This window comes from Bradyrhizobium sp. BWC-3-1, assembly GCF_032917965.1.
Lineage (GTDB): Bacteria > Pseudomonadota > Alphaproteobacteria > Rhizobiales > Xanthobacteraceae > Bradyrhizobium > Bradyrhizobium canariense_D.
On sequence record NZ_CP136625.1, the window covers coordinates 407,203 to 430,947 of the forward strand.

Consider the following 23,745-nt stretch of genomic DNA (forward strand, 5'->3'; position numbering starts at 1 on the left):
ATTGGGCAGTAAATCCGTTCTGTGTCGCCCTGTAATATCTTGTTACCGGCAGGGATATTCGGCCGACATTCCGTAATATTGGAATTTAACGATTGTTAACCTCTATATTACTTACGAATACTGTAAAACGAAGTCATCGATTTCCGCATTTAGAATTCAGAAAGTATTCGGCGAGTGGAGCCGGGAGGGCCGGAATCACGCCTCAGCGATCCGTGTTCATGGCCGCTATGCGCTGAGGGCAGGAACCAATCGCCGGCCTCGGCTCAGGGGTGGGCTTAAGCGCTGTGGCAATTCCGCGGCATGCAAGGTCGTCGTCGCGTCGTCGTGGAGTGCGACGAACTGGCGACAGAACGTCATGCCTTTAATTTGGCGTCATGTTGCACGTGCGCGCCTGCTATGTTAGCAAAGCCGCGATTTTAACGAGCCCGGCACTTCCGTGCGGGGTCGAAAATCGAAGTCCCGCTTGAATTCCAAGGGCTTGGATCGCTAGGCGCCGCTTCGTGGCGACGGTTTTTCCCTTGCGAGTTTGACAGCAAAAAGAGCACGTCTGTGGCTGCAGAAGATACGTCCGTTTCCGGTGTGTCGGGCCGTTATGCAACGGCCTTGTTTGAACTGGCCCGCGACCAGAAAGTGGTCGACGAGGTCAAGGCCGATCTCGAGAAATTCGAGGGCATGCTGAACGAGAGCGCCGATTTGAAGCGCCTCGTCCGGAGCCCCGTGTTCGCGGCCGATGCCCAGTCCAGAGCCCTCTCGGCCGTGCTGGACAAGGCCGGCATCGCCGGCATCTCCGCCAATTTCCTGAAAGTGCTGACCGCCAACCGCCGCCTGTTCGCGGTGGCTGACGTCATCCGCGCCTATCGCGCCCTGGTCGCCAAGTTCAAGGGCGAGGCCACGGCCGACGTCACCGTGGCGGAGGCGCTCTCGGACAAGAATCTCGACGCCCTCAAGGTTGCCCTGAAGTCGGTGACCGGCAAGGACGTCGCGCTCAACGTGAAGGTCGATCCCTCGATCATCGGTGGCCTCGTGGTCAAGCTTGGCAGCCGAATGATCGATAGCTCGCTTCGCACCAAACTCAATTCGATCAAGCACGCGATGAAAGAGGCAGGCTGATGGACATCCGCGCCGCGGAAATTTCCGCGATCCTCAAGGACCAGATCAAGAATTTCGGCCAGGAAGCTGAAGTCTCCGAAGTCGGACAGGTGCTGTCCGTCGGCGACGGTATCGCCCGCGTTTTCGGTCTGGATAACGTCCAGGCCGGTGAAATGGTCGAATTCGAGAACGGCACCCGCGGCATGGCGCTGAACCTCGAAACCGACAACGTCGGTATCGTCATTTTCGGCGCTGACCGCGAGATCAAGGAAGGTCAGACCGTCAAGCGCACCCGCGCCATCGTGGACGCGCCGGTCGGCAAGGGCCTGCTCGGCCGCGTCGTCGACGCGCTCGGCAACCCCATCGACGGCAAGGGCCCGATCCAGGCCGACAAGCGCATGCGCGTCGACGTCAAGGCGCCCGGCATCATTCCGCGCAAGTCGGTGAACGAGCCGATGGCGACGGGCCTCAAGGCGATCGACGCCCTGATCCCGATCGGCCGCGGCCAGCGCGAGCTGATCATCGGCGACCGTCAGACCGGCAAGACCGCGATCGCGCTCGACACCATCCTCAACCAGAAGCCGCTCAACGCGCAGCCGGACGAGAACATCAAGCTGTATTGTGTCTACGTCGCGATCGGCCAGAAGCGCTCGACGGTTGCCCAGTTCGTGAAGGTGCTGGAAGAGCAGGGCGCGCTCGAATATTCGATCATCGTCGCCGCCACCGCGTCGGATCCGGCACCGATGCAGTACATCGCGCCGTTCACCGGCTGCACCATGGGCGAGTACTTCCGCGACAACGGCATGCACGCCGTCATCATCTATGACGATTTGTCCAAGCAGGCCGTCGCCTACCGCCAGATGTCGCTCCTGCTGCGCCGCCCGCCGGGCCGCGAAGCCTATCCGGGCGACGTGTTCTATCTGCATTCCCGCCTGCTCGAGCGCGCGGCGAAGCTGAACAAGGACCAGGGTTCGGGCTCGCTGACGGCGCTGCCGGTCATCGAAACCCAGGCCAACGACGTGTCGGCCTACATTCCGACCAACGTCATCTCGATCACCGACGGCCAGATCTTCCTGGAAACCGACCTGTTCTTCCAGGGCATTCGCCCCGCGGTGAACGTCGGTCTGTCGGTGTCGCGCGTCGGCTCCTCGGCACAGACGAAGGCCACCAAGAAGGTCGCCGGCAAGATCAAGGGCGAGCTCGCGCAGTACCGCGAAATGGCGGCGTTCGCGCAGTTCGGCTCCGACCTCGACGCCTCGACCCAGCGCCTGCTCAATCGCGGCTCGCGTCTGACCGAGCTCCTGAAGCAGCCGCAGTTCGCGCCGCTGAAGATGGAAGAGCAGGTCTGCGTGATCTGGGCCGGCACCAACGGCTATCTCGACCCGCTGCCGGTCAACAAGGTGCGCGCGTTCGAGGACGGTCTGTTGTCGCTGCTGCGCGGCAAGAACGTCGAGATCCTCAACGCGATCCGCGACAGCCGCGATCTCTCCGACGACACCGCCGCCAAGCTGAAGTCGGTGGTCGAAGGTTTCGCCAAGAGCTTCGCATAAGAGAACGGTCGCAAGGCCGGGCTTCTTGTCCCGGCCTTCCGTGCCTCACTGCATGGAAACGAAGACGTGGATGCCCGGGACACGCCCGGGCATGACGACTGGGATAGGCTAGCGGCTTGATCCAAGGGGTCGAACCGCCGGGGTGAACGAAGAATGGCGTCACTTAAAGACATGCGCGTCCGCATCGCCTCCACCAAGGCGACGCAGAAGATCACCAAGGCCATGCAAATGGTCGCGGCGTCCCGGTTGCGCCGCGCCCAGCAAGCGGCCGAGGCGGCGCGGCCCTATGCCGACAAGATGAGCGCGGTGATCTCCAACATCGCCAGCGCTGCCGCCGGTTCGCCCGGCGCCCCGGTGCTGCTGGCCGGCACCGGCAAGGATCAGGTTCACCTACTGCTGGTCTGCACCGGCGAGCGCGGCCTGTCCGGCGCGTTCAACTCCTCGATCGTGCGCCTCGCGCGCGAGCGCGCCCAGGCGCTGTTGGCGCAGGGCAAGGAAGTCAAATTCTTCTGCGTCGGCCGCAAGGGCTACGAGCAGCTCCGCCGCCTGTACGACAAGCAGATCGTCGAGCATCTCGACCTGCGCGGCGTTCGTCAGCTCGGCTTCGTCAACGCGGACGACATTGCCAAGAAGGTTCTGGCCCGCTTCGACAACGGCGAATTCGACGTCTGCACGCTGTTCTACGCGCAGTTCAAGTCGGTGATTGCCCAGGTCCCGACCGCGCAGCAGATCATTCCGCTGACCGTGGAAGAAAAAGCGGCGACCGCGCCGTCGACGTCCTATGACTATGAGCCGGAGGAAGACGAACTCCTCTCCGGCCTGTTGCCGCGGAATATCGCGGTGCAGATTTTCCGCGCGCTGCTGGAAAACAACGCCTCGTTCTATGGCGCGCAGATGAGCTCCATGGACAACGCCACCCGCAACGCCGGCGAAATGATCCGCAAGCAAACCCAGATCTACAACCGAACCCGTCAAGCCCAGATCACCAAGGAGCTGATCGAGATCATCTCCGGCGCCGAGGCGGTCTGACGCACGAACCAAACGACGGTCGTTCAAGTAAAGAATTTCGAAGGAGAGCTTCATGGCTACAGCAGCTACCCAGGTCGGTCGTGTCACCCAGGTCATGGGCGCCGTCGTCGACGTTCAGTTCGAAGGCCATCTGCCGGCCATTCTGAATTCGTTGGAAACCAGGAACGGCAACATCCGCCTCGTGCTGGAAGTTGCGCAGCATCTCGGTGAGTCCACCGTGCGCACGATCGCGATGGACGTGACCGAAGGTCTGGTCCGCGGCCAGGAAGTGACCGACACCGGTCAGCCGATCTCGGTTCCGGTGGGTGCGGGCACGCTCGGGCGCATCATGAACGTGATCGGCGAGCCGATCGACGAAGCCGGTCCGATCCAGTCCGAAGGCATGCGCGCCATCCACCAGGAAGCGCCGAGCTACACCGACCAGTCGACCGAAGCTGAAATTCTCGTCACCGGCATCAAGGTCGTCGACTTGCTCGCGCCCTACGCCAAGGGCGGCAAGATCGGCCTGTTCGGCGGCGCCGGCGTCGGCAAGACCGTGCTGATTCAGGAGCTGATCAACAACGTCGCGAAGGCGCACGGTGGTTACTCCGTCTTCGCCGGCGTCGGCGAGCGTACCCGCGAGGGCAACGACCTCTATCACGAGTTCATCGAGTCCAAGGTCAACGCCGATCCGCATAATCCGGATCCGAGCGTCAAGTCGAAGTGCGCGCTGGTGTTCGGCCAGATGAACGAGCCGCCCGGCGCTCGCGCCCGCGTCGGCCTCACCGGTCTGACCGTCGCCGAGCACTTCCGTGATCAGGGCCAGGACGTGCTGTTCTTCGTCGACAACATCTTCCGCTTCACCCAGGCCGGTTCTGAAGTGTCGGCGCTGCTCGGTCGTATCCCGAGCGCCGTGGGTTACCAGCCGACGCTCGCCACCGACATGGGTGCGCTGCAGGAGCGCATCACCACCACGCAGAAGGGTTCGATCACCTCGGTGCAGGCCATTTACGTTCCGGCCGACGACTTGACCGACCCGGCGCCCGCGACCTCGTTCGCGCATTTGGACGCCACCACCGTGTTGAACCGCGCGATCTCGGAAAAGGGCATCTATCCGGCGGTGGACCCGCTCGACTCGACCTCGCGCATGCTCTCGCCGCTCGTCGTCGGCCAGGAGCACTACGACACCGCGCGTCAGGTCCAGCAGGTGCTGCAGCGCTACAAGTCGCTGCAGGACATCATCGCCATTCTCGGCATGGACGAGCTTTCGGAAGAGGACAAGCTGACGGTGGCCCGCGCCCGCAAGATTGAGCGCTTCCTGTCGCAGCCGTTCCACGTCGCCGAAATCTTCACCGGCTCGCCCGGCAAGTTCGTCGACCTCGCGGACACCATCAAGGGCTTCCGCGGCCTCTGCGAAGGCAAGTACGACCACCTGCCGGAAGCTGCCTTCTACATGGTCGGCACCATCGAAGAGGCGATCGAGAAGGGCAAGAAGCTGGCGGCCGAGGCGGCCTAAGCTGCGAAGGGCGAGCAGGGAGTAGCGAATAGTCGCGCCGCTCCCGCTCCATTCGCAATTCGCTACTCACCATTCGCAGGTTTCCAATGGCCACCTTCCACTTCGATCTCGTCTCGCCGGAAAAGCTCGCCTTCTCGGGCGAGGTCGACCAGGTCGATATCCCCGGCGTCGAAGGTGACTTCGGCGTGCTGGCGGGACACGCGCCGGTCGTGGCCGCGATCCGGCCCGGCATTCTCACCGTGACCACCGGCGGCAAGCACGAGAAGATCATCGTGCTCGGCGGTATCGCCGAAGTCTCCGAGAAGGGCCTGACCGTACTCGCCGACGTCGCGACCTCGCTGGCCGAGCTCGACCGGGCCCAGTTCGCCGCGACCATCTCGGAGATGGAAGAGGGCTTGAAGGAGCACGAAGGCAACGAGCTCGATCAAGCCATCGCCCGGCTCGACCACTTCAAGAGCATCCAGCAGCAGCTCAGCAGCACGGCGATGCACTAAGCCCCGGTGCACTGCGCCGGGGCCCGAGCTGAAAATTCCTGAATAAGTTCAGCGCTCGTCACGGAAGTGGCGGGCGCTGAAACTTTGTTGCACGGCGCCGCCGATAGCGCCATTCTGCGCCCGCGAACTTTGTTCCGGGGGCCGGCCGCAGATGAAACGCAAGATCGCAGCGATTTTCGCGGCCGATATTGCCGGTTACTCGCGACTGGTTGCGGAAGACGAAGAGGAGACGCTGCGGCGTCTCGCCGCCTATCGCGAGGTCGTCGATGATTTCATTGCCAGGGCGGGCGGACGCATCTTCAACACCGCGGGCGATGCCGTGCTTGCGGAATTTCCAAGCGCGGTCGATGCGGTGCGCTGCGCGATCGACATTCAGGAATCCCTGCGAACCCGCAACATGGCCTATCCGCCGAGCCGGCAGATGTCGTTCCGCATCGGCATCACCATCGGCGACGTGGTCGAGCGCGACGGCGATCTGCTCGGTGACGGCGTCAATATCGCCGCCCGGCTCGAGGGCCTCGCCGAGGTCGGGGGCATCTGCGTCTCCCGCGCCGTGCACGAGCAGGTCGCCAACAAGCTGTCGGTGCAGTTCGCCGATATCGGCGCGCAGGAGGTCAAGAACATCCCGACGCCGGTGCACGCCTATATGGTGGCGATGCGGCGCGGGGACGGTAGCTACGCGACGCCGCAGATCAAGAAGGTGACTAAGGCTGAGGCCGCGCCGAACTGGATGTGGCCGCTGGTGGTCGGTGTCGTCTCCGTCGTCGCCATCGGCGTCGGCGGCTTCCTCTATTTCACCAAGCTCGAGACGACCAGGGCGCCGGCGGTTGCAGTGACCGCGCCAAGCCCAGCATCAAGTCCGATGCCCAACGCGGCTGCGGCAGCAGCGCCAAGCCCGTCATCCACCATGGCGGCGAAAGCGCCGATGCCCATGCCGGCACCATCGGCTTCACCGATGGCCGGCAAGTTTCCTGCCGACAGCGTCCCCTTCATCAACGAGCGCATCCGCAACTACCTGGCCGGCGACTATTCCGCTGCCGGCGACTACAAGGCGTTCGCACTCAATGTCGGCGGGTTCACCGGCGCGTCGTTGAATCAGCCGAACGAGGAAGCCGCGCGCAACGCCGCACTCGATCAGTGCCAGAAGCGCGCCGATGCCGCGCAGTCGCCGCGGCGTTGCGAGCTCTATGCAGTCGGCAACAATGTGGTCTACACGCACGGCAAACCGCCGATGCCGCCGCAACCGTTCGTCCGGCATGATGCCATGACCGAGCGCGCCTTCGCCTCGAAAGACTTCCCGATGGTGCGCGATCCCGCCAAGGTCCGGCTCGAGAACATGTTCGTGCCCTCGGCAAAATCCCGCGCGGTCGCGCTCGGCCCCGGCGGCCAATATTTCATGGTGATGGGCGCATCGTCCGCCGACGATGCCGCGCGGCGTTCACTGGAATCGTGCGGCGCGATCGCCGGCGTCGCCTGCCTGGTCGTTGCCGTCGACGAGAATTTCGTCGTGCCGATCCCAACCCTGCTGAGGATCACCGGATTCTTCCATGCGGCGTCGAACGCCTCGATCGTCGCAGATGCGCGCGACGAGGTCGTGCGCAAGCTCGCCGACGGCATGGGCTGGAACGCCGTCGCGGTCGGCACCGCGGGCCGGCCGGGCCTCGGCCTCAAGGCCGCGGACGAGCAGACCGCCGTCAATTCCGCGCTCGCCGACTGCGCCAAGCGCGACAGCGACTGCCACCTAATCGCAATCGGCCCGTTCACGGTGGGACCGATCAACTAGGCTCACGCAAATTTCCGGGCAAAGTTCTCTAATGATTTCAACCCCGTTCTACTGTGCATGGGGTTGTTTTCGCGATTTTAGTTGGCGAAGGGCGCAAACTGCTGCGCCACTGCGCTGTAGACGTGCCGGCGGAACGGCACCACGACATCGGGGACGCGGTCGAGCCGCTCCCAGCGCCAGGCGTCGAACTCGGCGGGCTGCCCGTTGCGCGGCGTCAGCGGATCGATCTCGTCATCCTTGCCGGTGAAGCGTAACGCGAACCATTTCTGGCGCTGGCCGCGGAATTTTGCCAGTCGATGTGTCTGCGGCCCGTCATAAGGCGGGAATTCGTAAGTCAACCAGTCGGTCTCGCCGAGATAGGATGCGCTCTTGACGCTGGTCTCTTCCCAGAGCTCGCGCAGCGCGGCATCGCGCAAATCCTCGCCCTCGTCGACGCCGCCCTGCGGCATCTGCCAGTCCAGACCCGGCAGGATGATCTCGGGTCCGTCGCCCTTGAAGCGGTGCCCGATCAGCACGCGGCCATCGGCGTTGAACAGCGCGATTCCGACATTGGGACGGTAGGGTTTTTCAGTGCTCACGCGTGGATCTCTCGTCGTCATTTCAGGCTGTGCATTAGAGCGTTTTCGAGCGAAGTGGATACCGCGGTTCGCGTCAAGAAAACGCGTCAAAATAAAAAACTAGAGCCCCGTCCCGATTCTATCGGAACGGAACTGGCTCTAGCATCAACCTGGAATGGCGACTTGAACTAATCCTGCGCCAGCGCGGAAAATTCCTTCACCACGCGCTCGTAGACCGGGCGCTTGAACGGGACGATCAGCCCGGTCAGGTTCTTCATCGGCTCCCAGCGCCAGCTCACGAACTCGGCCTTGTGACCGCCGCCGGGCTTTTCGACGTTGATCTCGCTGTCCTTGCCGGTGAAGCGGACCGCGAACCATTTCTGGCGCTGGCCGCGGTAGCGGCCCTTCCAGGTGCGCCCGGCGACCGTGCGCGGAATGTCGTAAGTGAGCCAGTCCGGAACTTCGCCGAGCCGCTCAACCGAACGCACGCTGGTCTCCTCATAGAGCTCGCGCTTGGCGGCCTCCCAATTGTCCTCGCCGGGATCGACGCCGCCCTGCGGCATCTGCCAGACATGGGTGTCGTCGACATGCTCGATGCCGCCGGCGCGGCGGCCGATGAACACCAGTCCGTCCTTGTTGAGCAACATCACGCCGACGCAGGTCCGGTAGGGCAGATCCTCGTAACGCGCCATTCCGCCAGACCTCTCGCATGCTGTCGGTAAGGCTTAAGCAGGCCCCGCGGGCCTGTACCATACCAATCCGTTGATTTAGCTGGATTTTGATTTCAGCATCGCGGTTGTCAATGGCACCAAAAGGATACCTCGGTCGCCCAATGTCTTGGTCCAGGCGCCGATGCGCTCGATCGAGACCGGGAGGGCGGAGGCGGTGCCCACGGCCACGCCGCGCTCGCGCGCCGCCGCTTCGAGCTTGGTCAGGGCGCGGTCGATCTCGGCCGGGGTCGGCACCGCGTCAATCGCGATATCGCCCTTGCCGAACGGCATCGCCTGGCTGCCGGCCGCTTGCGGCGCGATGCTGCGGGGCGAGGAGCCGTCGTCGAAGAAGCCGAGGCCGCGCTTGGCCGCCTCGCGGATGATCGGCTGCATCGCCGGCTCCGTTGCGATGAAGCGGGCGCCCATGAAATTGGTCAGGCCGGCATAGCCCTGCATCCGGCTCAGATGCCAGTACAGGCGGTCCATGTTCTGGTCGGCACTCAGCGAGGTCAGCAGCGTCTGCGGTCCCGGATCGTTGTCGGGGAAGTCATAGGGCTCCATCGGGATCTGGAGGAAGATCTCGTGGCGCTGGGCGCGGGCGCGCTCGGCGAGTTTTCCTGGATCGGACCCATAGGGCGTGAAGGCCAGCGTCACCGCCGCTGGCAACCGCATGATGGCATCGGTGGTCTTGGCGGCGCCGACGCCGAGGCCGCCGATCAGGATCGCGACCACCGGCATCTTGGCGGCCTTGGCGCGGTCGGCATCCGCCGCATAGACGTTGAACGGCTTCAGATCCCCGGAAACCGCGGGGATCATGCCATAGCGCGATTTCTCAAGAAGTTTTGGGTCGATCCCGGCCATGACGGGCGGCGGTGCGGAGGCCGCCGCCGTCTCGCTTTTGCCGGCGGCATCGCCGCCGATCACCACGTCGTGGCGCATGCCGGTGGAACCGTCGATCATGGTGACGGTCTTCTGCTCGCCCGCCTGCTTCGGTGCGTCCTTGGTCTCTTGCTTGCTTTCCTGCTTGCTGTCCTGGCCATGGCCGGCCGCGGCCGGCTTGTCGTCGCCAGCCTTGTCTGCGGCATTGGGTTCGCGGATCGCGAGCCGCGTCATTGGCTCGCCGCCGAGCGGATCCTTGTTGAAGATGGCGAAGCCGGCAAAGCTGACCAGGAACAGTCCGAGCAGGACCGCGAGCAGCTGCATGGCCGTGAACGGCAGCCGCAGCCGGCGTTTCCGGCGCGGCTTGTCCCGTCCGAGCGGGGCGCTCAGATCATCGGCCGTTTCAGTCATGCGCGATCCCGAATCACTCAGCAATGACGATACCACGCCGGGGTCAAGCGGCGGCAGGCTGGGATAGGCCGGGGATATCAGGAGTTTCAAGCAAAAAGGGCGGCTCCGGGAGCCGCCCTTTTCGTCAGATCGCGATGCGCCGACCTAGTTCGCCGCTTTGGGCTTGTCGGTCGTGGCCTTGTCGCCGCCCGGCGTGGGCGCCGCGGACGCGCTGTTCTTGATGCCGTGGAGCAGATCGTCGGCGAGCTTGAGCGCCTTGTCGTCCTTGGCGTCCGGCGGAACGTAGGACTGCGAGCCGGTCTTCTCGTCGCCGTCGTTCTTGAGATGGCCGCGCAGCGAAGCTTCGCCCTTGGTGTCGGTGCGCGACTTCAGCTCGTCCGGCACGTCCTGCAGCACTTCGATGTCGGGCACGATGCCCTTGGCCTGGATCGACTTACCCGACGGCGTGTAGTAGCGCGCAGTGGTCAGACGCAGCGCGCCGTTGCCGGAGCCGAGCGGAATGATGGTCTGCACCGAGCCCTTGCCGAACGAGCGCGTGCCGACGATGGTCGCGCGCTTGTGGTCCTGCAGCGCACCGGCGACGATCTCCGACGCCGAAGCCGAGCCGCCGTTGACCAGCACGATGACCGGCTTGCCCTTGGTGAGGTCGCCGGTATGCGCGGTCCGGCGCTGGGTCTCCTCGGCATTGCGGCCACGGGTCGAGACGATCTCGCCCTTCTCCAGGAAGGAGTCGGAGACGGTGACCGCTTCCTCGAGCAGGCCGCCCGGGTTGTTGCGGAGGTCGATGACGTAGCCCTTCAGCTTGTCGCCGATCTGATTCGAGAGGTTGGCGACCTCGCGCTTCAGGCCTTCGGTGGTCTGCTCGTTGAAGGTGGTGATGCGGATATAGGCGATGTCGTCGGCCTCGACGCGGGCGCGCACCGAGCGGACGCGGATGTTGTCGCGCACCAGCGTGACGTCGATCGGATTGTCCTGGCCCTTGCGGATGATCTTCAGCTTGATCTTGGTGTTGACCGGGCCGCGCATCTTCTCGACCGCCTGGTTCAGGGTCAGGCCCTGCACCGCCTCGTCGTCGAGATTGGTGATGATGTCGTTGGCCATGACACCGGCGCGCGAGGCCGGGGTGTCGTCGATCGGCGAGACCACCTTGATCAGGCCGTCTTCCATCGTGACTTCGATGCCGAGGCCGCCGAACTCACCGCGGGTCTGCACCTGCATGTCGCGGAAGCTCTTGGCGTCCATGTAGCTCGAATGCGGATCGAGACCGGTGAGCATGCCGCTGATCGCGGATTCGATCAGCTTGGTGTCGTCGGGCTTCTCGACATAGTCCGAGCGCACGCGCTCGAACACGTCGCCGAACAAATTGAGCTGGCGATAGGTGTCCGCAGTGGCGGCTCGCGCGCTGGAGCCCATGAAGACCGCGCGCGGTTGCGTCACGAACAGCGTCAGCGCCGCACCGGTGGCCGCGCTGAGGAGGATAACTGAAGTCTTGCGCATCATCCGCGAACCTTCTCGCCTTCATTTGCGGCCCACCATGGGCCTGGATCGATTGGAGTGCCGTCTTTGCGGAACTCGACATAGAGCACAGGTTGACTCGCGTTCGTGGCGAGAATGGAGGCGACTTGAGAGGTCGACCCCATGGTCGCGACAGGCTCCCCCGTGAGCACGAATTGTCCGATGTTGACCGAAATGCGCTCCATCCCGGCGATCAGCACATGATACCCGCCCCCGGCATTGAGGATCAAGAGTTGTCCATAGCTGCGGAACGGGCCGGCATAGACCACCCAGCCATCACACGGCGTCGTGACCTGGGAGCCGGGCCGCGTCGCCAGCGAAATGCCCTTCTGGACCCCGCCGAGCCCGTCCGAACCGCCGAAATCCCTGATCTTGTTACCGTTAACCGGAAGAGGCAGGAGGCCCTTGGCCGCGGCGAAGGCCATCGCAGGGGTGGTGCGGGAACGATCCTTGAATGCGCCGGGGCCGGTCTTGGCGCTGGCGGCCGCGTTTGCAGCCGCCTTGGCCTCGGCCTGCTTGGCGGCCTCAGCTGCCTTCTCGGCCGCCTTGGCGGCGCTTTGCAGATCCTGCTCCATCTTGGCGATCAGCCCCTGGAGATCGCCGACTTGCCTTGAGAGCGCGACGGCGCGCGCGTTCTCGGCGTCGAGGTCCTTTTCGCGCGACGCCTGCTGACGCTGCCGTTCGTCGACCAGAGCCGCGAGCCGGGTCTGGTCGTTGCGCACCTTGTCGCGGTCGGAGGCAAGCTGGTCGCGCTCGGTCGCGATGGTCTTGCGCAAGGCCACGAGCTCGCCGAGCTCGCCCGCGATCTTCTCGGCACGGCCGCGCAACTCCGGCACCACGGCACCGAGCAGCATCGCCGTGCGCAGCGATTGCAGGGCATCCTCGGGCCGTACCAGAAGTGCTGGCGGCGTCCGCCTTCCGGCGCGCTGCAAGGCCGCCAGCACCTCGACGATGTCGGCGCGGCGTGAATCGAGCGAGCTGCGCATCGCCTGTTCGCGGCCGTTCAGCGATCGCAGCCGCGCTTCGGCCTCGTCGATCTTGGTCTCGACGGTGCGCACATTGGCGGCGGTGTCGATCAACTGTTGATTGAGCTGGGTGCGGTCCTGGCCGAGCGAGGTGATCTCGGCCTTGAGCTTGGCCTGCGCTTCCTCAGCGCTCTTCTTGCTGGCGCGCGCGGCTTCGAGCTCCTGCTCGCGCTGCTTGATCGCATCGGGCGCTACGGCCGCAGTCTGCGGTGCAGGCGTCTGAGCTTGCGCGAGGCTTGCGCCGGCAACGCCGGCGATCAGCAGCAGGTTGAAAATCGGCGCTCGCATCGCTTCTCGCATCGCTTTAAGCAAAGGTGCTCGTTGTGGCGCGGATCACGCGCGGTGATAGGGGTGGCCCGCCAGAATGGTGGCGGCCCGATAAAGCTGTTCCAGAAGCATGACGCGGACCATTTGATGCGGCCAGGTCGCAGAGCCGAACGCGATCGCGAGCTTGGCCTTACGGCGCAATTCGGGCGAAAGTCCGTCCGCCCCTCCGATCATGAAGATAGTATGACCGGCACCCTCGTCGCGCCAGCGCCCGAGATGCCGTGCGAATACGGTCGAATCCAGATTCTGGCCGCGCTCGTCCAGCGCCACCAGGACCGACTTTTCGGGAATATGGGCGGAGATCGCCGCGGCCTCTTCGGCCATCCGCGTCGCCGTATCGCGCGCGCGGCTTTCGGGCAATTCGTGGATGGCGAGCTCGCGGAATCCGAGCTTGCGGCCGGCCTCGTCGAACCGCTCGAAATAGCGCTCGGCAAGCTCCCGTTCGGGGCCCTGCTTCAGCCGGCCCACCGCAATGACGGCTATGCGCATGATATGTTCAGGGTCGCGTTTTCTGGACCGCGCGCGATCTGCGCGCGCACGACGCTAGCATGCGCGTCAGCCGATTCGAAATCGGCCAGCAGCCTCTCAGATCGCCTTCGCCGCCCCTGGGCCCTGCGTGTACAATCTCTCGAGACTGTAGAACTCGCGGACCTCGGGTCTGAACACGTGCACGATCACATCGCCGGAATCGATTAGCACCCAGTCGCAATTGGGCAAGCCCTCGACGTGGATGTTCTTGATGCCGTTTTCCTTGAGGCCTTTGGCGACGTTCTCCGCGATCGCGCCGACATGCCGGTTCACCCGGCCGGTGGTGACGATCATGTAGTCGGAGTAGGCCGATTTGCCGCGAAGGTCGATGGTCACAGTCTCTTCCGCCTTCATGTCGTCGAGGCGGGAGAGGATCAGGCTCAGCGTCTTGTCGGCGTCGGGTTGCGCCTTCAAGGCCGCAGCTTTGGTCGATGTTTTACGCGTCGGCTTGGCAACCTTGGGTAAAACAGACTTCGGTGAAGCCGTCTTGGGTGAGGCTGTCTTGGACAATACAGATGTGGTCAGGGACCATTCCTTTCACTGTATCGCGAACGCCGAATCCGGCGCCCACTGGTTACACTACATCATGTGGGGTTAAGGGTTTCAATATGCCAGAGAGCCCGAAGACCGCATGGCGTTCGCACAATCTGACTCACTTCGTACCTTTCCAGCTTCCGTCCGGGTTCCGTAAGCCGGTCGACGAGAGATTCAGCTTCATTCCGGTCAGGAATACCCAGGCCGGGGCGGCCCGATCCGCAAGCAATGGCGCCTCATTCTCCGGCATCCGATAGCGCCTGAGCGCCTGGGCGGCGGGAGAGGCGAGGGCGCGAAAACTCTGCGGCGGACGGTCGATGACCGCGATCGGCACCTGGTCGGCGATGCGCCGCCAGTGCTGCCAACGATGGAATTGAGCGAGGTTGTCGGCGCCCATGATCCAGACAAAGCGCAAGCCCGAGAGGCGGCGGCGCAAGGTGTTGATCGTATCGATGGTATAGCGCGTGCGAATGACGGATTCGAGACAGCTCACCTCGATCCTGGGATCGTCGGCCATTTCGCGCGCCGCCTGCATGCGCGCGCCGAGCTCATGCAGCGCGCCGTTCTCCTTCAGCGGATTGCCTGGCGTCACCAGCCACCACACGCGATCGAGCTGGAGTCGTTTCAGCGCGAACTGGCTGATCGCGCGATGGGCCTGGTGCGGCGGGTTGAACGAGCCGCCGAGCAGGCCGATGCGCATGCCCGAGGTATGGGTCGGTATGGCCTGCGCGAAGAAACGTGGCGCGACGAAATTGTTGCTCAATGCCCCGCGCCCTGCGTCGTCTACGGCCGCGTCTGCCCGGTGCCGTGAACGCGATATTTGAAGCTCGTCAGCTGCTCGGCGCCAACCGGGCCGCGGGCATGGAATCTGCCGGTGGCGATGCCGATCTCGGCGCCGAAGCCGAACTCGCCGCCGTCGGCGAACTGCGTCGAGGCGTTGTGCAGCACGATCGCGGAATCGACCTCGCTCAGGAATTTTTTCGCAGCGGTCTCATCGGCGCTCACGATCGCATCGGTATGGTGCGAGCCGTGGTTCTGGATATGCGCGATCGCGCCGTCGACGCCGTCCACCACCTTCGCTGCGATGATCGCATCGAGATATTCGGTGTCCCAATCGTCCGCGCTCGCGGGTTTGACGCGCGCATCGATCTTTTGCACGGCGTCGTCGCCACGCACTTCGCAGCCGGCCTCGATTAGCATCTCAACCAGCGGCTTGAGGTTTTTACCGGCTGCCGCGCGATCGACCAGCAGCGTCTCGGCGGCGCCGCAGACGCCGGTGCGGCGCATCTTGGCGTTGAGCACGATCGATTTCGCCATGGCGAGGTCGGCGCTGCCGTCGACGTAAATGTGGTTGACGCCTTCGAGATGCGCGAACACCGGCACGCGCGCTTCCTGCTCGACGCGCGCGACGAGGCTCTTGCCTCCGCGCGGCACGATCACGTCGATGGCGCCATTCAATCCCGACAGCATCTGGCCTACCGCCGCGCGGTCGCGCGTCGGCACCAGCGTGATGGCAGCCTCGGGAAGGCCCGCTTCGCGCAGGCCCTGCACCAGGCAGTCATGGATCGCGCGGCAGGAGCGGAAACTGTCGGAGCCGCCGCGGAGGATCACGGCATTGCCCGACTTCAGGCACAGCACACCGGCGTCCGCCGCAACGTTCGGCCGGCTCTCGAAGATCACGCCGACGACGCCGAGCGGCACGCGCACGCGCTCGATGGTCATGCCGTTCGGCCGTTGCCAGCTCTCGGTGACGATGCCGACGGGATCGGCAATGCCGCGCACGATGCCGATGCCCTCGGCCATGTCCTCCACCCGCGCCGGCGTCAGCGTCAGGCGGTCGATGAAGGACGAGGTGGCGTTGCCGGAGGCGCGGGCCTCGGTGACGTCCTCGGCATTGGCGGCGAGGATCGCAGCTGAATTGTTGCGGATCGCCCGCGCCATGGCCTCGAGCGCCCGGTTCTTCTGCTCCGGCGGCGCCAGCGCCAGCACGCGCGCGGCAGCGCGGGCACGGGTACCGAGATCGGTCATCAGCGCCTGAAGATCGGCATTGCCGTCGACGGCTTTGAGGGGGGCGGCCATGGGAGTTTCAACCTTCTGCTAAGGCAGTGTCCTAGCACGGAAATCCCGCTTTTGCGAAGGGCGGGGCGAGTATGGCTGGTCTCCCGGTGTTGTGCCACCTCGGCCACTGGCCCAGCTCCGACGTCATGGCCGGGCTTGTCCCGGCCATCCACGCCTTGCCGCCAGCAAGAAAGAACGTGGATGCCCGCGATAAGCCCGGGCATGACGGTTTGGGCGTCTGTCGGCCCTTACCCGCCCACCACCAGATCATCCCGGTGGATCATCTCGGACCGCCCGCTGATGCCGAGGATGGCCATGACATCCGGGGAGGAGCGGCCCTTGATCCGCTCGGCATCGTCGGCGTCGTAGGCGATCAGGCCGCGGCCGACCTCGCTGGTGTCGGGGCCGCGCACGATCACGGCGTCGCCGCGGGCGAACTGGCCCTCGACCTTGATCACGCCGGCCGGCAGCAGGCTGGCGCCGGCGCGCAGGGCCGCGACCGCGCCGGCGTCGATCGTCAGCGTACCCTTCGGCTCAAGCGAGCCCGCGATCCAGCGTTTTCGCGAGGTGATGGGATTGGCCGGCGTCAGGAACCAGGTGCAGCGGCCGCCATCGGCGATCGCCTGCAACGGATGCTCGATCTTGCCCGAGGCGATCAGCATATGCGTGCCGCCGGTGGTCGCGATCTTGGCGGCTTCGACCTTGGTGCGCATGCCGCCGCGCGACAGCTCGGACTCGGCGTCGCCTGCCACAGCCTCGATCTCGGAGGAGATGCTGTCGACGACGGGAATGAGCCTGGCGTTCGGGTTGTTCTTCGGCGGGGCGTCGTAGAGCCCGTCGATGTCGGACAGCAGCACCAGCAGGTCGGCGCTGGCCATGGTGGCGACGCGCGCGGCGAGGCGGTCGTTGTCGCCGTAGCGGATCTCGTTGGTGGCGACCGTGTCGTTCTCGTTGATCACGGGGATCGCGCGCCACTCCAGCAGCTTGCCGATAGTGGAGCGCGCGTTGAGATAGCGGCGGCGCTCCTCGGTGTCCTGCAGCGTCACCAGGATCTGGCCGGCGCCGATGCCGTGGGCGCCAAGCACCTCCGACCAGATGCGGGCGAGCGCGATCTGACCGACGGCGGCGGCCGCCTGACTCTCCTCCAGCTTCAGCGGGCCGCGCGGCAATTTCAGGCGGCTGCGGCCGAGGGCGATCGAGCCGGAGGAAACGACGAGCACGTCACGTCCCCCGCGATGCAGCTTGGCCATGTCGTCGGCGAGAGCGGCAAGCCAGGACGCACGCACCTCGCCCTTGTCGGAATCGACCAGCAGCGCGGAGCCGACCTTGACGACGATGCGGCGGAATTGACTGAGTTCGGGGCTGGTCATGTGTTTTATGTGCTGGCGCGTGTGGCGAATTGCTCAAGCTATGGAACGGCGGAGCAAACAAGCGGCGCCGCTAAGGCCCTGCTTTTGCAGCAGGACGATGGCCCGCGCAAGGCGCCGGCATGCTAAAGGATGAACGCCGGGTTGCCCCGGGCGGCCGTCCGGCTCTCATGCTGCCAACCATAACGGTGGAGGAAACCCATGGATCGCCGCAAATTCATGGTCCGGTGTCTGAGCCTGCCGCTGCTGGCGCAGGTGGGAGCGACGCGCGCACAGGCTGGGCTCACCAAGATCATCTTCCCGTTCGCGGCCGGCGCGGGCGGCGACACGCTGTGCCGGCTGATCGCGCAGGAGATGGCGCCGGCACTGCAGCGGACCATCGTGGTCGAGAACCGCACCGGCGGTGACGGACTGATCGGCATCAAGGCGGTGAAGGGGGGAAGCCCCGACGGCAGCATGGTGCTGGTGACGACCGGACCCACGATGTACCTGCTGCCGATGGTCGAGACGATTCCGAGCTTCGATGCTGCAAAGGATTTCGTCCCGGTCTCGCTGCTGGCGCGCTTTGAATTTGCGCTGGTGATCAGCCCGGCGGTCGACGCTGTGGATTTCAAGTCGTTCGCGGCCTGGCTGAAGGCACATCCGGACAGGACCTCGTTCGGCGTACCCAGCAGCGGCACCATTCCGCATTTCATGGGCTCGAAGCTGGAGAAGGACCTCGGCATTCCCTTGAGCCGCGTGCCCTATCGCGGCAGCGCAGCTATCCTCAACGACCTCGTCGGCGGCCATGTTCCGTTCGGGATCACCACGCTGGCCGACGCGCTTGCGCAGCATCGCGCCAAGGGCGTGAAGATCATCGCGGTGAGCAGCGCGGAACGTTCGCCCTTTGCCTCAGAGGTGCCGACCTTGAAAGAGAGCGGCATCGATCTCGTCGCCGACGCCTGGTACGGCATGTGGCTTCCCGCCGGCAGCTCGCCGGAATTCGCAAGCAAGCTCGGCGCGGCCGCAAGCGCCGCGCTCGCCAAGCCCGAGGTGAAGGAGAAGCTCACCGCGATCGGTCTGATCCCGGTGGGCAGCAGCGCGGAAGGTCTGACCAAGGAGCTCGCCGCCAACACCGCGTTCTGGCAGCCGGTCGTGAAGGCGACGGGGTACAAGATCGAGAATTAGTTTCTGTTTGCGCTCCGCTCTCCGCCGTCATGGCCGGGCTTGTCCCGGCCATCCACGTGCACCGCCACCTACGCAAGACGTGGATGCCCGGGTCAAGCCCCGGCATGACGAGCTGAGAGAGGCTCTTTCCGCTCACTCACAGCTTCGCGCGCTGCGCGATCCCGTCCTTGATCGACGCCAGCTCCGCTTCGTCCCAAACACCGATCAAAATCCCGCCCTTCACCTGGAGCTGGTTGTCGGCATAGGCGGCGATCTTCTCGCGCGGCGTCGTGATGTGGTCGTTGGGATGCAGCGCCCAGTCGAACAGCTCGGCCTGCAGTCGAGCGATGACGCCGGCGCACTCGGGATCGTCGCCGCGATCCAGAAACTCTTCCGGATCGGTTTCGAGGTCGTACAGCATCGGGCGGAAGCCTGAGGCGTGGATGTATTTCCAGCGGCCGTCGAACACCATGAACAGGCGACAGCGTTCGATCGGCTGATTCAGCTTCAGCCGCACGTCCTGCATGACATAGTCGTATTCGGAGAACGCCACCTTGCGCCAATCCGGCGGACTCTCGCCGCGCAGCAGCGGCAGCAGCGAGCGTCCCTCGAGGATATGGCCCGGCACCTTGCCGCCGAAATAGTCGACGAAGGTCGGCGCGAGATCGATGGCTTCGACCAGCGCATCGTTGCGCGTGCCACGCGTCGCATCCGCCTCCTTCGAGGGATCGATGATGATGAGCGGGATCTTCGCCGACTGCTCGTGGAACAGATCCTTCTCGCCCATCCAGTGATCGCCGAGATAGTCGCCGTGATCGGAGGTGAACACGATCATGGTGGTGTCCAGCAGGTCGCGCTCCTCCAGGAACTTCATCAGCACGCCCATCTGGGCGTCGATCTGGGTGATCAGGCCCATATAGGTCGGGATCACCTTCTCGCGGGCATCGTCGCGCGCCATGTTGCGGGAGTAGCGCATGTCCATATAGGCGCCGAACACCGGATGCGGGTTCTGCCGCTCGCGCTCGGAGCGGATCACCGGGATCATGTCCGATGTCGAATACATGCTGGCGTAGGGTTCGGGCGCGATGTAGGGCCAGTGCGGCTTGATGTAGGACAGATGCAGGCACCACGGCCTGCCGTCGGTCTCGGCCTCGCCGATGAAATCCATGGCGCGTCGCGTCATGTAGGGCGTCTCGGAATGCTCGTCCGGCACGCGCGCGGCCTTGTCGGCATGCACGAGCAGCCAGCCGTTCTGGAGCGAGCCGTCCTCGGCCGCGCCTGAATTGGCCCAATGCTCCCAGGGATTGGGCGCATCAAAGCCCTGCTGGCGCAGATATTCGTCGTATTTCGGACGCGGCCGCCCCGTGGGATGCAGGCCGTCGTCACGCTCATAGGGCTCAAACCCGCATTCGGCGACGTGCACGCCGATCATCGATTCCGGCGGGATGCCGAGCGCCTTCATGCCTTCGAGATCGGGCGCCATGTGGGTCTTGCCGACCAGCACGTTGCGCACGCCGAGCTTCTTGAGGTGATCGCCGAGGGTGGGCTCGCCGACCCGCAACGGCCAGCCGTTCCAGTGCGAGCCGTGCGAGCGCATGTAGCGCCCGGTGTAGAACGACATCCGCGAGGGGCCGCAGATCGGGGACTGCACATAGGCCTTGCTGAAGAGCACGCCGCGCTTCGCCATGGCGTCGATGTTCGGTGTCTTCAGCGTGGGATGGCCGGTGCAGCCGAGATAGTCATAGCGAAGCTGGTCGCACATGATCCAGAGAACGTTCTTCGCGCGCGCCATGCGTGATCCCTGCCGTTTCTTGATTGTGGGATGCTGCGCTATCGAGGGCGCGAAGACAAGCTATCAGCGATGCACGCGTCTGCGGCCGTACATTCCAGCGTCGTCCTGGCCTTCGCCGGGACGACGAAAAATCAAACCGACCACGGCTCCGCTTCGGCCGCGCTCTTCGCTTTCGCAGACACCGGGCTCTCGCCGATCACATCCGCAAGAGCGCGCAGCGCTTCCTGCACGCCGTCACCGGTGACGGCGGAGAGCAGCAGCGGCGTCTTCTTGGCGGCGCGCTTCAGCCGCTCCTTCTGCTTCTTCAACTCGTCCGGCTCGACCGCGTCGATCTTGTTCAGCGCGACGATCTCGATCTTGTCGGTGAGCTGCCCGGCATAGGCGTCCAGCTCCGTTCGCACCGTCTTGTAGGCCTTGCCGGCGTGCTCGCAGGTCGCATCGATGAGATGCAGCAGCACGCGGCAGCGCTCGACATGGGCGAGGAAGCGGTCGCCGAGACCGACGCCTTCATGCGCGCCTTCGATCAGGCCCGGAATGTCCGCCAGCACGAATTCGCGGCCGTCGGCATTCACGACGCCGAGCTGCGGATGCAGCGTGGTGAAGGGATAGTCGGCGATCTTCGGCTTGGCCGCGCTGACCTTGGCGAGGAAGGTCGATTTGCCGGCATTGGGCAGGCCGACGAGGCCGGCATCCGCGATCAGCTTCAGCCGCAGCCAGATCCAGCGCTCCTCGCCGGGCTGGCCCGGATTGGCATTGCGCGGCGCGCGGTTGGTCGAGGTCTTGAAATGCGCGTTGCCGAAGCCCCCATTGCCGCCTTCGGCCAGCACGAACTTTTCGCCGACAGTGGTGAAATCGTGGATCATGGTCTCGCGATCTTCGTCGAAGATCTGCGTGCCGATGGGGACCTTCAGCACGATCGACTTGCCATTGGCGCCATGGCGGTCCGAGCCCGAGCCGTTCTCGCCCTTCTGGGCCTTGAAGTGCTGCTGGTAGCGATAGTCGATCAGCGTGTTCAGCCCGTCGGCGACCTCGATGATGACATTGCCGCCGCGGCCACCATTGCCGCCGGAGGGGCCGCCGAATTCAATGAATTTTTCGCGGCGGAACGCCACGCAGCCGTTTCCGCCGTCGCCGGAGCGGATATAGACCTTTGCTTCGTCTAGGAATTTCATGGGCCATAGGTAGACCAGCCGGTCCCGCGCGGCAACCCGGATGGACCCGCAAATCGGCCGAAACCCGGCGATTTGTGGCCTTGCTTAACCAGCTGGCCGGCGCCGGATCAGGAATTTCTGCGTGCCCTCCAGCACCAGCTCCTTGCGCTGGTTGAACACGGTGCTTTTGAGCGTCACCGCGCCGGTCGAGCGTCCCGGCACCAGCTCGGTGACCTCGAGCGCGGGATAGATTGTGTCGTCGGCGAAGACAGGTTTGAGGAACCGGCTGGATTGCTCGAGGAAGCCGACCAGGGAGTCCTCGACCATGAACGGAAACAGGCCGGCGCCGGGCGCGGTGTGGATCAGCGTCTGGAAACCGTGGGCGAGCAGATGCGGCATGCCGCGGCTGCGGCAATACTCCACGTCGTAATGCACCGGATGCGTGTCGCCGCTCGCGGTCTGGAACGCCGCGAACACCGCCGTCGTCTGCGTGCGGCTCGGCAGCACGAAGCGCTCGCCGACCACGAAATCCTCAAACCAGCGTTGCGCGGGGATCATGCGATGCCGGGCCGGGTCGAAGTCGGTCATGGCTAAGCTCTTTCCTGGCTCTCTTGTGAGACACCTGTCGCTACCGCGACGCGGAGAGTGCGACAATCCGTTCAATTCGTCCAACGCGGGCTTGTCGTGACGGCCTGCGTCATTACAACGGCGCTCGATGCCCCTGTTCAAGAATCTATCGGCCTATGACGAACGCTCGGCGCGCCTTGCCGGGATTGCGCTCATGGTGCTGTCGATCTTCATGTTCTCGTTTGGCGATGCCATGGGCAAGTTCCTGGTCGGGACTTATTCGGTGGGGCAGCTGCTGTTCCTGCGCGCCTGCGCGGCGCTGCTGCTGCTGTCGCCGCTGGTCTGGCGGCAGCGTCACCAGTTCCTGCAGCTGGAGCGGCCGGGCCTCCAGCTGTTTCGTGTGGTGCTGTCGACGCTGGAAGTGGCGGCCTTCTTCCTTGCGACGGTCTACCTGCCGCTCGCCGACGTCATCACCTATTATCTCGCCGGGCCCATTTTCGTCACGGCGATGTCGGCGATCTTTCTCGGCGAGAAGGTCGGCTGGCGGCGCTGGACGGCGATCCTGATCGGCTTCTGCGGCGTGCTGATCGCGCTGCGGCCGTCGGCACAGACGGTGAGCCTGCCGGCGCTGATCGCGCTTGGCGGCAGTCTTTCCTTTGCAACGCTGATGTTGATCACGCGCAGCCTGCGCAAGACGCCCGATATCGTGATGGCGTCGTCGCAATTCGTCGGCACGTTCCTGCTGGGTGCGGTGCTGTCGGCGTTCCACTGGGTGCCGCCGACACCGGCCAGCCTCGTGATCTTCGCGCTGGCGGGATGCGTCTCGGTCACCGCGCTGTTCTGCGTCAACCGCTCGCTCAAGCTCGCGCCGGCCAGCGTCGTGGTGCCCTATCAATATTCGATGATCGTCTGGGCGGTGATCTTCGGCTTCGTCGTGTTCGGCGACGTGCCCGAAATCGCCACCATCGTCGGCGCCGCCATCATCATCGGCGCCGGGTTCTATATTTATCTGCGTGAGCGCGATCTCGGGCGCAGGGACGCGGATGTGAATCCGCCAGCGTGAACACAACCACGGTGTCCCGGCCTTCGCCGGGACGACGGCGGAGAGCGTAGCCGCCTCAGCCCTACCTCACCCTTCGCGCGCTGCTCCAGCTCTTCAGCGACGCCCACACGCCGCGCGAGAGACGGAAGCAGTCGACGGGCGTGGACGAGCCCAGCGCCAGGAAGCGATGCAGCTGGACGCCGCTCCACTGGAAGCCGCACTTCTCCAGCACGTTGCGCGAGGCCGGGTTGGTGACGCGCGCGCCTGCATAGAGATGATCGTCCTCGAACTCCTCGAAGAAGAAGTCGATCGCGCCGCGCGCGGCCTCGGTGGCAAAGCCCCGGCCCCAATGCTCGACGCCGAGCCAATAGCCGAGCTCGGCATTGTCGGGCGTGGAGCAGTCGATGCCGACCATGCCGATGGGGCCGCTGTCATGCTCGATCAGGAACACCGTCTCGCCGCCGGGCGCGGCGGTGGCGCGGATGAAGGCGACGGCGTCGTCCTGCGAATAGGGATGCGGGAGGCGCCTGGTGTTTTCGGCAACGCGAGGATCGTTGGCGAGGAGGGCGATGGTCCTGACGTCGGCGAGGGTCGGCCGCCGCAACGTCAGCCGCTCGGTGGCGACGACGCTGGGTCTCGCCTCCCGCAAGGTCACGCTCGAAAAATCCTGCAACATGTCCGGCTCCGTCGAAGTCA

22 protein-coding genes are annotated in these 23,745 nt (G+C 64.8%); 8 read left to right on the forward strand and 14 right to left on the reverse strand.

The genetic code is table 11. The features are described 5' to 3' along the window. Window positions 1-549 precede the first annotated feature (549 nt). The 6 genes from RX329_RS01955 to RX329_RS01980 all read left to right on the forward strand — a co-directional run bounded on the left by RX329_RS01955 (window position 550) and on the right by RX329_RS01980 (window position 7,440). Window positions 550-1,110, forward strand: coding sequence for a F0F1 ATP synthase subunit delta (locus RX329_RS01955; RefSeq protein ID WP_027566412.1), 561 nt, complete (start codon window positions 550-552; stop codon window positions 1,108-1,110). Continuing rightward, complete coding sequence (gene atpA / locus RX329_RS01960) at window positions 1,110-2,639, forward strand: F0F1 ATP synthase subunit alpha (protein ID WP_018459843.1); 1,530 nt, start codon at window positions 1,110-1,112, stop codon at window positions 2,637-2,639. The genes RX329_RS01955 and atpA overlap by 1 nt, the downstream gene beginning before the upstream one ends. Before the next feature lie 153 nt (window positions 2,640-2,792). Further along, a complete protein-coding gene (locus RX329_RS01965; protein ID WP_026233891.1) occupies window positions 2,793-3,668 on the forward strand; it encodes a F0F1 ATP synthase subunit gamma in 876 nt (291 codons plus the stop codon). A 52-nt stretch (window positions 3,669-3,720) separates the two neighbouring features. Continuing rightward, a complete protein-coding gene (atpD, locus tag RX329_RS01970; protein ID WP_007598896.1) occupies window positions 3,721-5,163 on the forward strand; it encodes a F0F1 ATP synthase subunit beta in 1,443 nt (480 codons plus the stop codon). Between the two features lie 86 nt (window positions 5,164-5,249). Then, window positions 5,250-5,657, forward strand: coding sequence for a F0F1 ATP synthase subunit epsilon (locus RX329_RS01975; protein WP_018459845.1), 408 nt, complete (start codon window positions 5,250-5,252; stop codon window positions 5,655-5,657). A 151-nt stretch (window positions 5,658-5,808) separates the two neighbouring features. After that, window positions 5,809-7,440 carry an adenylate/guanylate cyclase domain-containing protein gene (locus tag RX329_RS01980; protein ID WP_085358287.1) on the forward strand — a complete coding sequence of 544 codons (1,632 nt, stop codon included), beginning with the start codon at window positions 5,809-5,811 and terminating at the stop codon, window positions 7,438-7,440. A gap of 77 nt (window positions 7,441-7,517) precedes the next feature. On the opposite strand, the gene RX329_RS01985 is transcribed toward RX329_RS01980, so the two are convergent. From RX329_RS01985 to proB, 10 genes are all read right to left on the reverse strand, one after another. Further along, window positions 7,518-8,018, reverse strand: coding sequence for an RNA pyrophosphohydrolase (locus tag RX329_RS01985; RefSeq protein ID WP_018459847.1), 501 nt, complete (start codon window positions 8,016-8,018; stop codon window positions 7,518-7,520). A gap of 167 nt (window positions 8,019-8,185) precedes the next feature. Next, a complete protein-coding gene (locus RX329_RS01990) occupies window positions 8,186-8,689 on the reverse strand; it encodes an RNA pyrophosphohydrolase (RefSeq protein ID WP_018459848.1) in 504 nt (167 codons plus the stop codon). 75 nt (window positions 8,690-8,764) lie between these two features. Beyond that, a complete protein-coding gene (locus RX329_RS01995; protein ID WP_085358285.1) occupies window positions 8,765-9,997 on the reverse strand; it encodes a divergent polysaccharide deacetylase family protein in 1,233 nt (410 codons plus the stop codon). Between the two features lie 144 nt (window positions 9,998-10,141). Next, window positions 10,142-11,497, reverse strand: coding sequence for a S41 family peptidase (locus tag RX329_RS02000; RefSeq protein WP_018459850.1), 1,356 nt, complete (start codon window positions 11,495-11,497; stop codon window positions 10,142-10,144). Beyond that, window positions 11,494-12,825 carry a murein hydrolase activator EnvC family protein gene (locus RX329_RS02005; protein ID WP_085358283.1) on the reverse strand — a complete coding sequence of 444 codons (1,332 nt, stop codon included), beginning with the start codon at window positions 12,823-12,825 and terminating at the stop codon, window positions 11,494-11,496. The genes RX329_RS02000 and RX329_RS02005 overlap by 4 nt, the downstream gene beginning before the upstream one ends. Before the next feature lie 45 nt (window positions 12,826-12,870). Further along, window positions 12,871-13,353: a 23S rRNA (pseudouridine(1915)-N(3))-methyltransferase RlmH gene (gene rlmH / locus RX329_RS02010; protein WP_085348681.1), complete on the reverse strand. Its 483-nt coding sequence runs from the start codon at window positions 13,351-13,353 to the stop codon at window positions 12,871-12,873. Between the two features lie 96 nt (window positions 13,354-13,449). Beyond that, window positions 13,450-13,806 (reverse strand): ribosome silencing factor, encoded by a 357-nt coding sequence (gene rsfS, locus RX329_RS02015; protein WP_007598906.1) that lies wholly within the window; start codon window positions 13,804-13,806, stop codon window positions 13,450-13,452. Window positions 13,807-14,044: 238 nt separating this feature from the next. Beyond that, window positions 14,045-14,689, reverse strand: coding sequence for a nicotinate-nucleotide adenylyltransferase (locus tag RX329_RS02020; RefSeq protein ID WP_085348680.1), 645 nt, complete (start codon window positions 14,687-14,689; stop codon window positions 14,045-14,047). 20 nt (window positions 14,690-14,709) lie between these two features. Continuing rightward, the gene (locus tag RX329_RS02025) at window positions 14,710-16,005 is read right to left on the reverse strand and encodes a glutamate-5-semialdehyde dehydrogenase (RefSeq protein ID WP_085358281.1); all 1,296 of its coding nucleotides are present in this window, start codon (window positions 16,003-16,005) and stop codon (window positions 14,710-14,712) included. 227 nt (window positions 16,006-16,232) lie between these two features. Next, entirely contained in the window at window positions 16,233-17,354 is a 1,122-nt protein-coding gene (gene proB / locus RX329_RS02030; protein WP_085358279.1) for a glutamate 5-kinase, read from the reverse strand. A 198-nt stretch (window positions 17,355-17,552) separates the two neighbouring features. Here proB and RX329_RS02035 point away from each other — a divergent pair, with 198 nt between their 5' ends. After that, the gene (locus RX329_RS02035; protein WP_018459857.1) at window positions 17,553-18,518 is read left to right on the forward strand and encodes a Bug family tripartite tricarboxylate transporter substrate binding protein; all 966 of its coding nucleotides are present in this window, start codon (window positions 17,553-17,555) and stop codon (window positions 18,516-18,518) included. A 136-nt stretch (window positions 18,519-18,654) separates the two neighbouring features. Here RX329_RS02035 and RX329_RS02040 read toward each other — a convergent pair whose 3' ends face one another. From RX329_RS02040 to RX329_RS02050, 3 genes are all read right to left on the reverse strand, one after another. Beyond that, the gene (locus tag RX329_RS02040; RefSeq protein ID WP_085348677.1) at window positions 18,655-20,289 is read right to left on the reverse strand and encodes an alkaline phosphatase family protein; all 1,635 of its coding nucleotides are present in this window, start codon (window positions 20,287-20,289) and stop codon (window positions 18,655-18,657) included. Window positions 20,290-20,420: 131 nt separating this feature from the next. Continuing rightward, window positions 20,421-21,461 carry a GTPase ObgE gene (gene obgE, locus RX329_RS02045; RefSeq protein ID WP_085348676.1) on the reverse strand — a complete coding sequence of 347 codons (1,041 nt, stop codon included), beginning with the start codon at window positions 21,459-21,461 and terminating at the stop codon, window positions 20,421-20,423. Window positions 21,462-21,545: 84 nt separating this feature from the next. Then, on the reverse strand, window positions 21,546-22,028 hold the full coding sequence (locus RX329_RS02050; RefSeq protein WP_085383878.1) for a MaoC family dehydratase: 483 nt from the start codon (window positions 22,026-22,028) through the stop codon (window positions 21,546-21,548). A gap of 127 nt (window positions 22,029-22,155) precedes the next feature. Here RX329_RS02050 and RX329_RS02055 point away from each other — a divergent pair, with 127 nt between their 5' ends. Next, window positions 22,156-23,070 carry a DMT family transporter gene (locus RX329_RS02055; RefSeq protein WP_085358277.1) on the forward strand — a complete coding sequence of 305 codons (915 nt, stop codon included), beginning with the start codon at window positions 22,156-22,158 and terminating at the stop codon, window positions 23,068-23,070. Window positions 23,071-23,131: 61 nt separating this feature from the next. On the opposite strand, the gene RX329_RS02060 is transcribed toward RX329_RS02055, so the two are convergent. Next, window positions 23,132-23,725, reverse strand: a complete 594-nt coding sequence (locus RX329_RS02060; RefSeq protein WP_085383879.1) for a GNAT family N-acetyltransferase — start codon at window positions 23,723-23,725, stop codon at window positions 23,132-23,134. Between the last annotated feature and the right edge of the window lie 20 nt (window positions 23,726-23,745).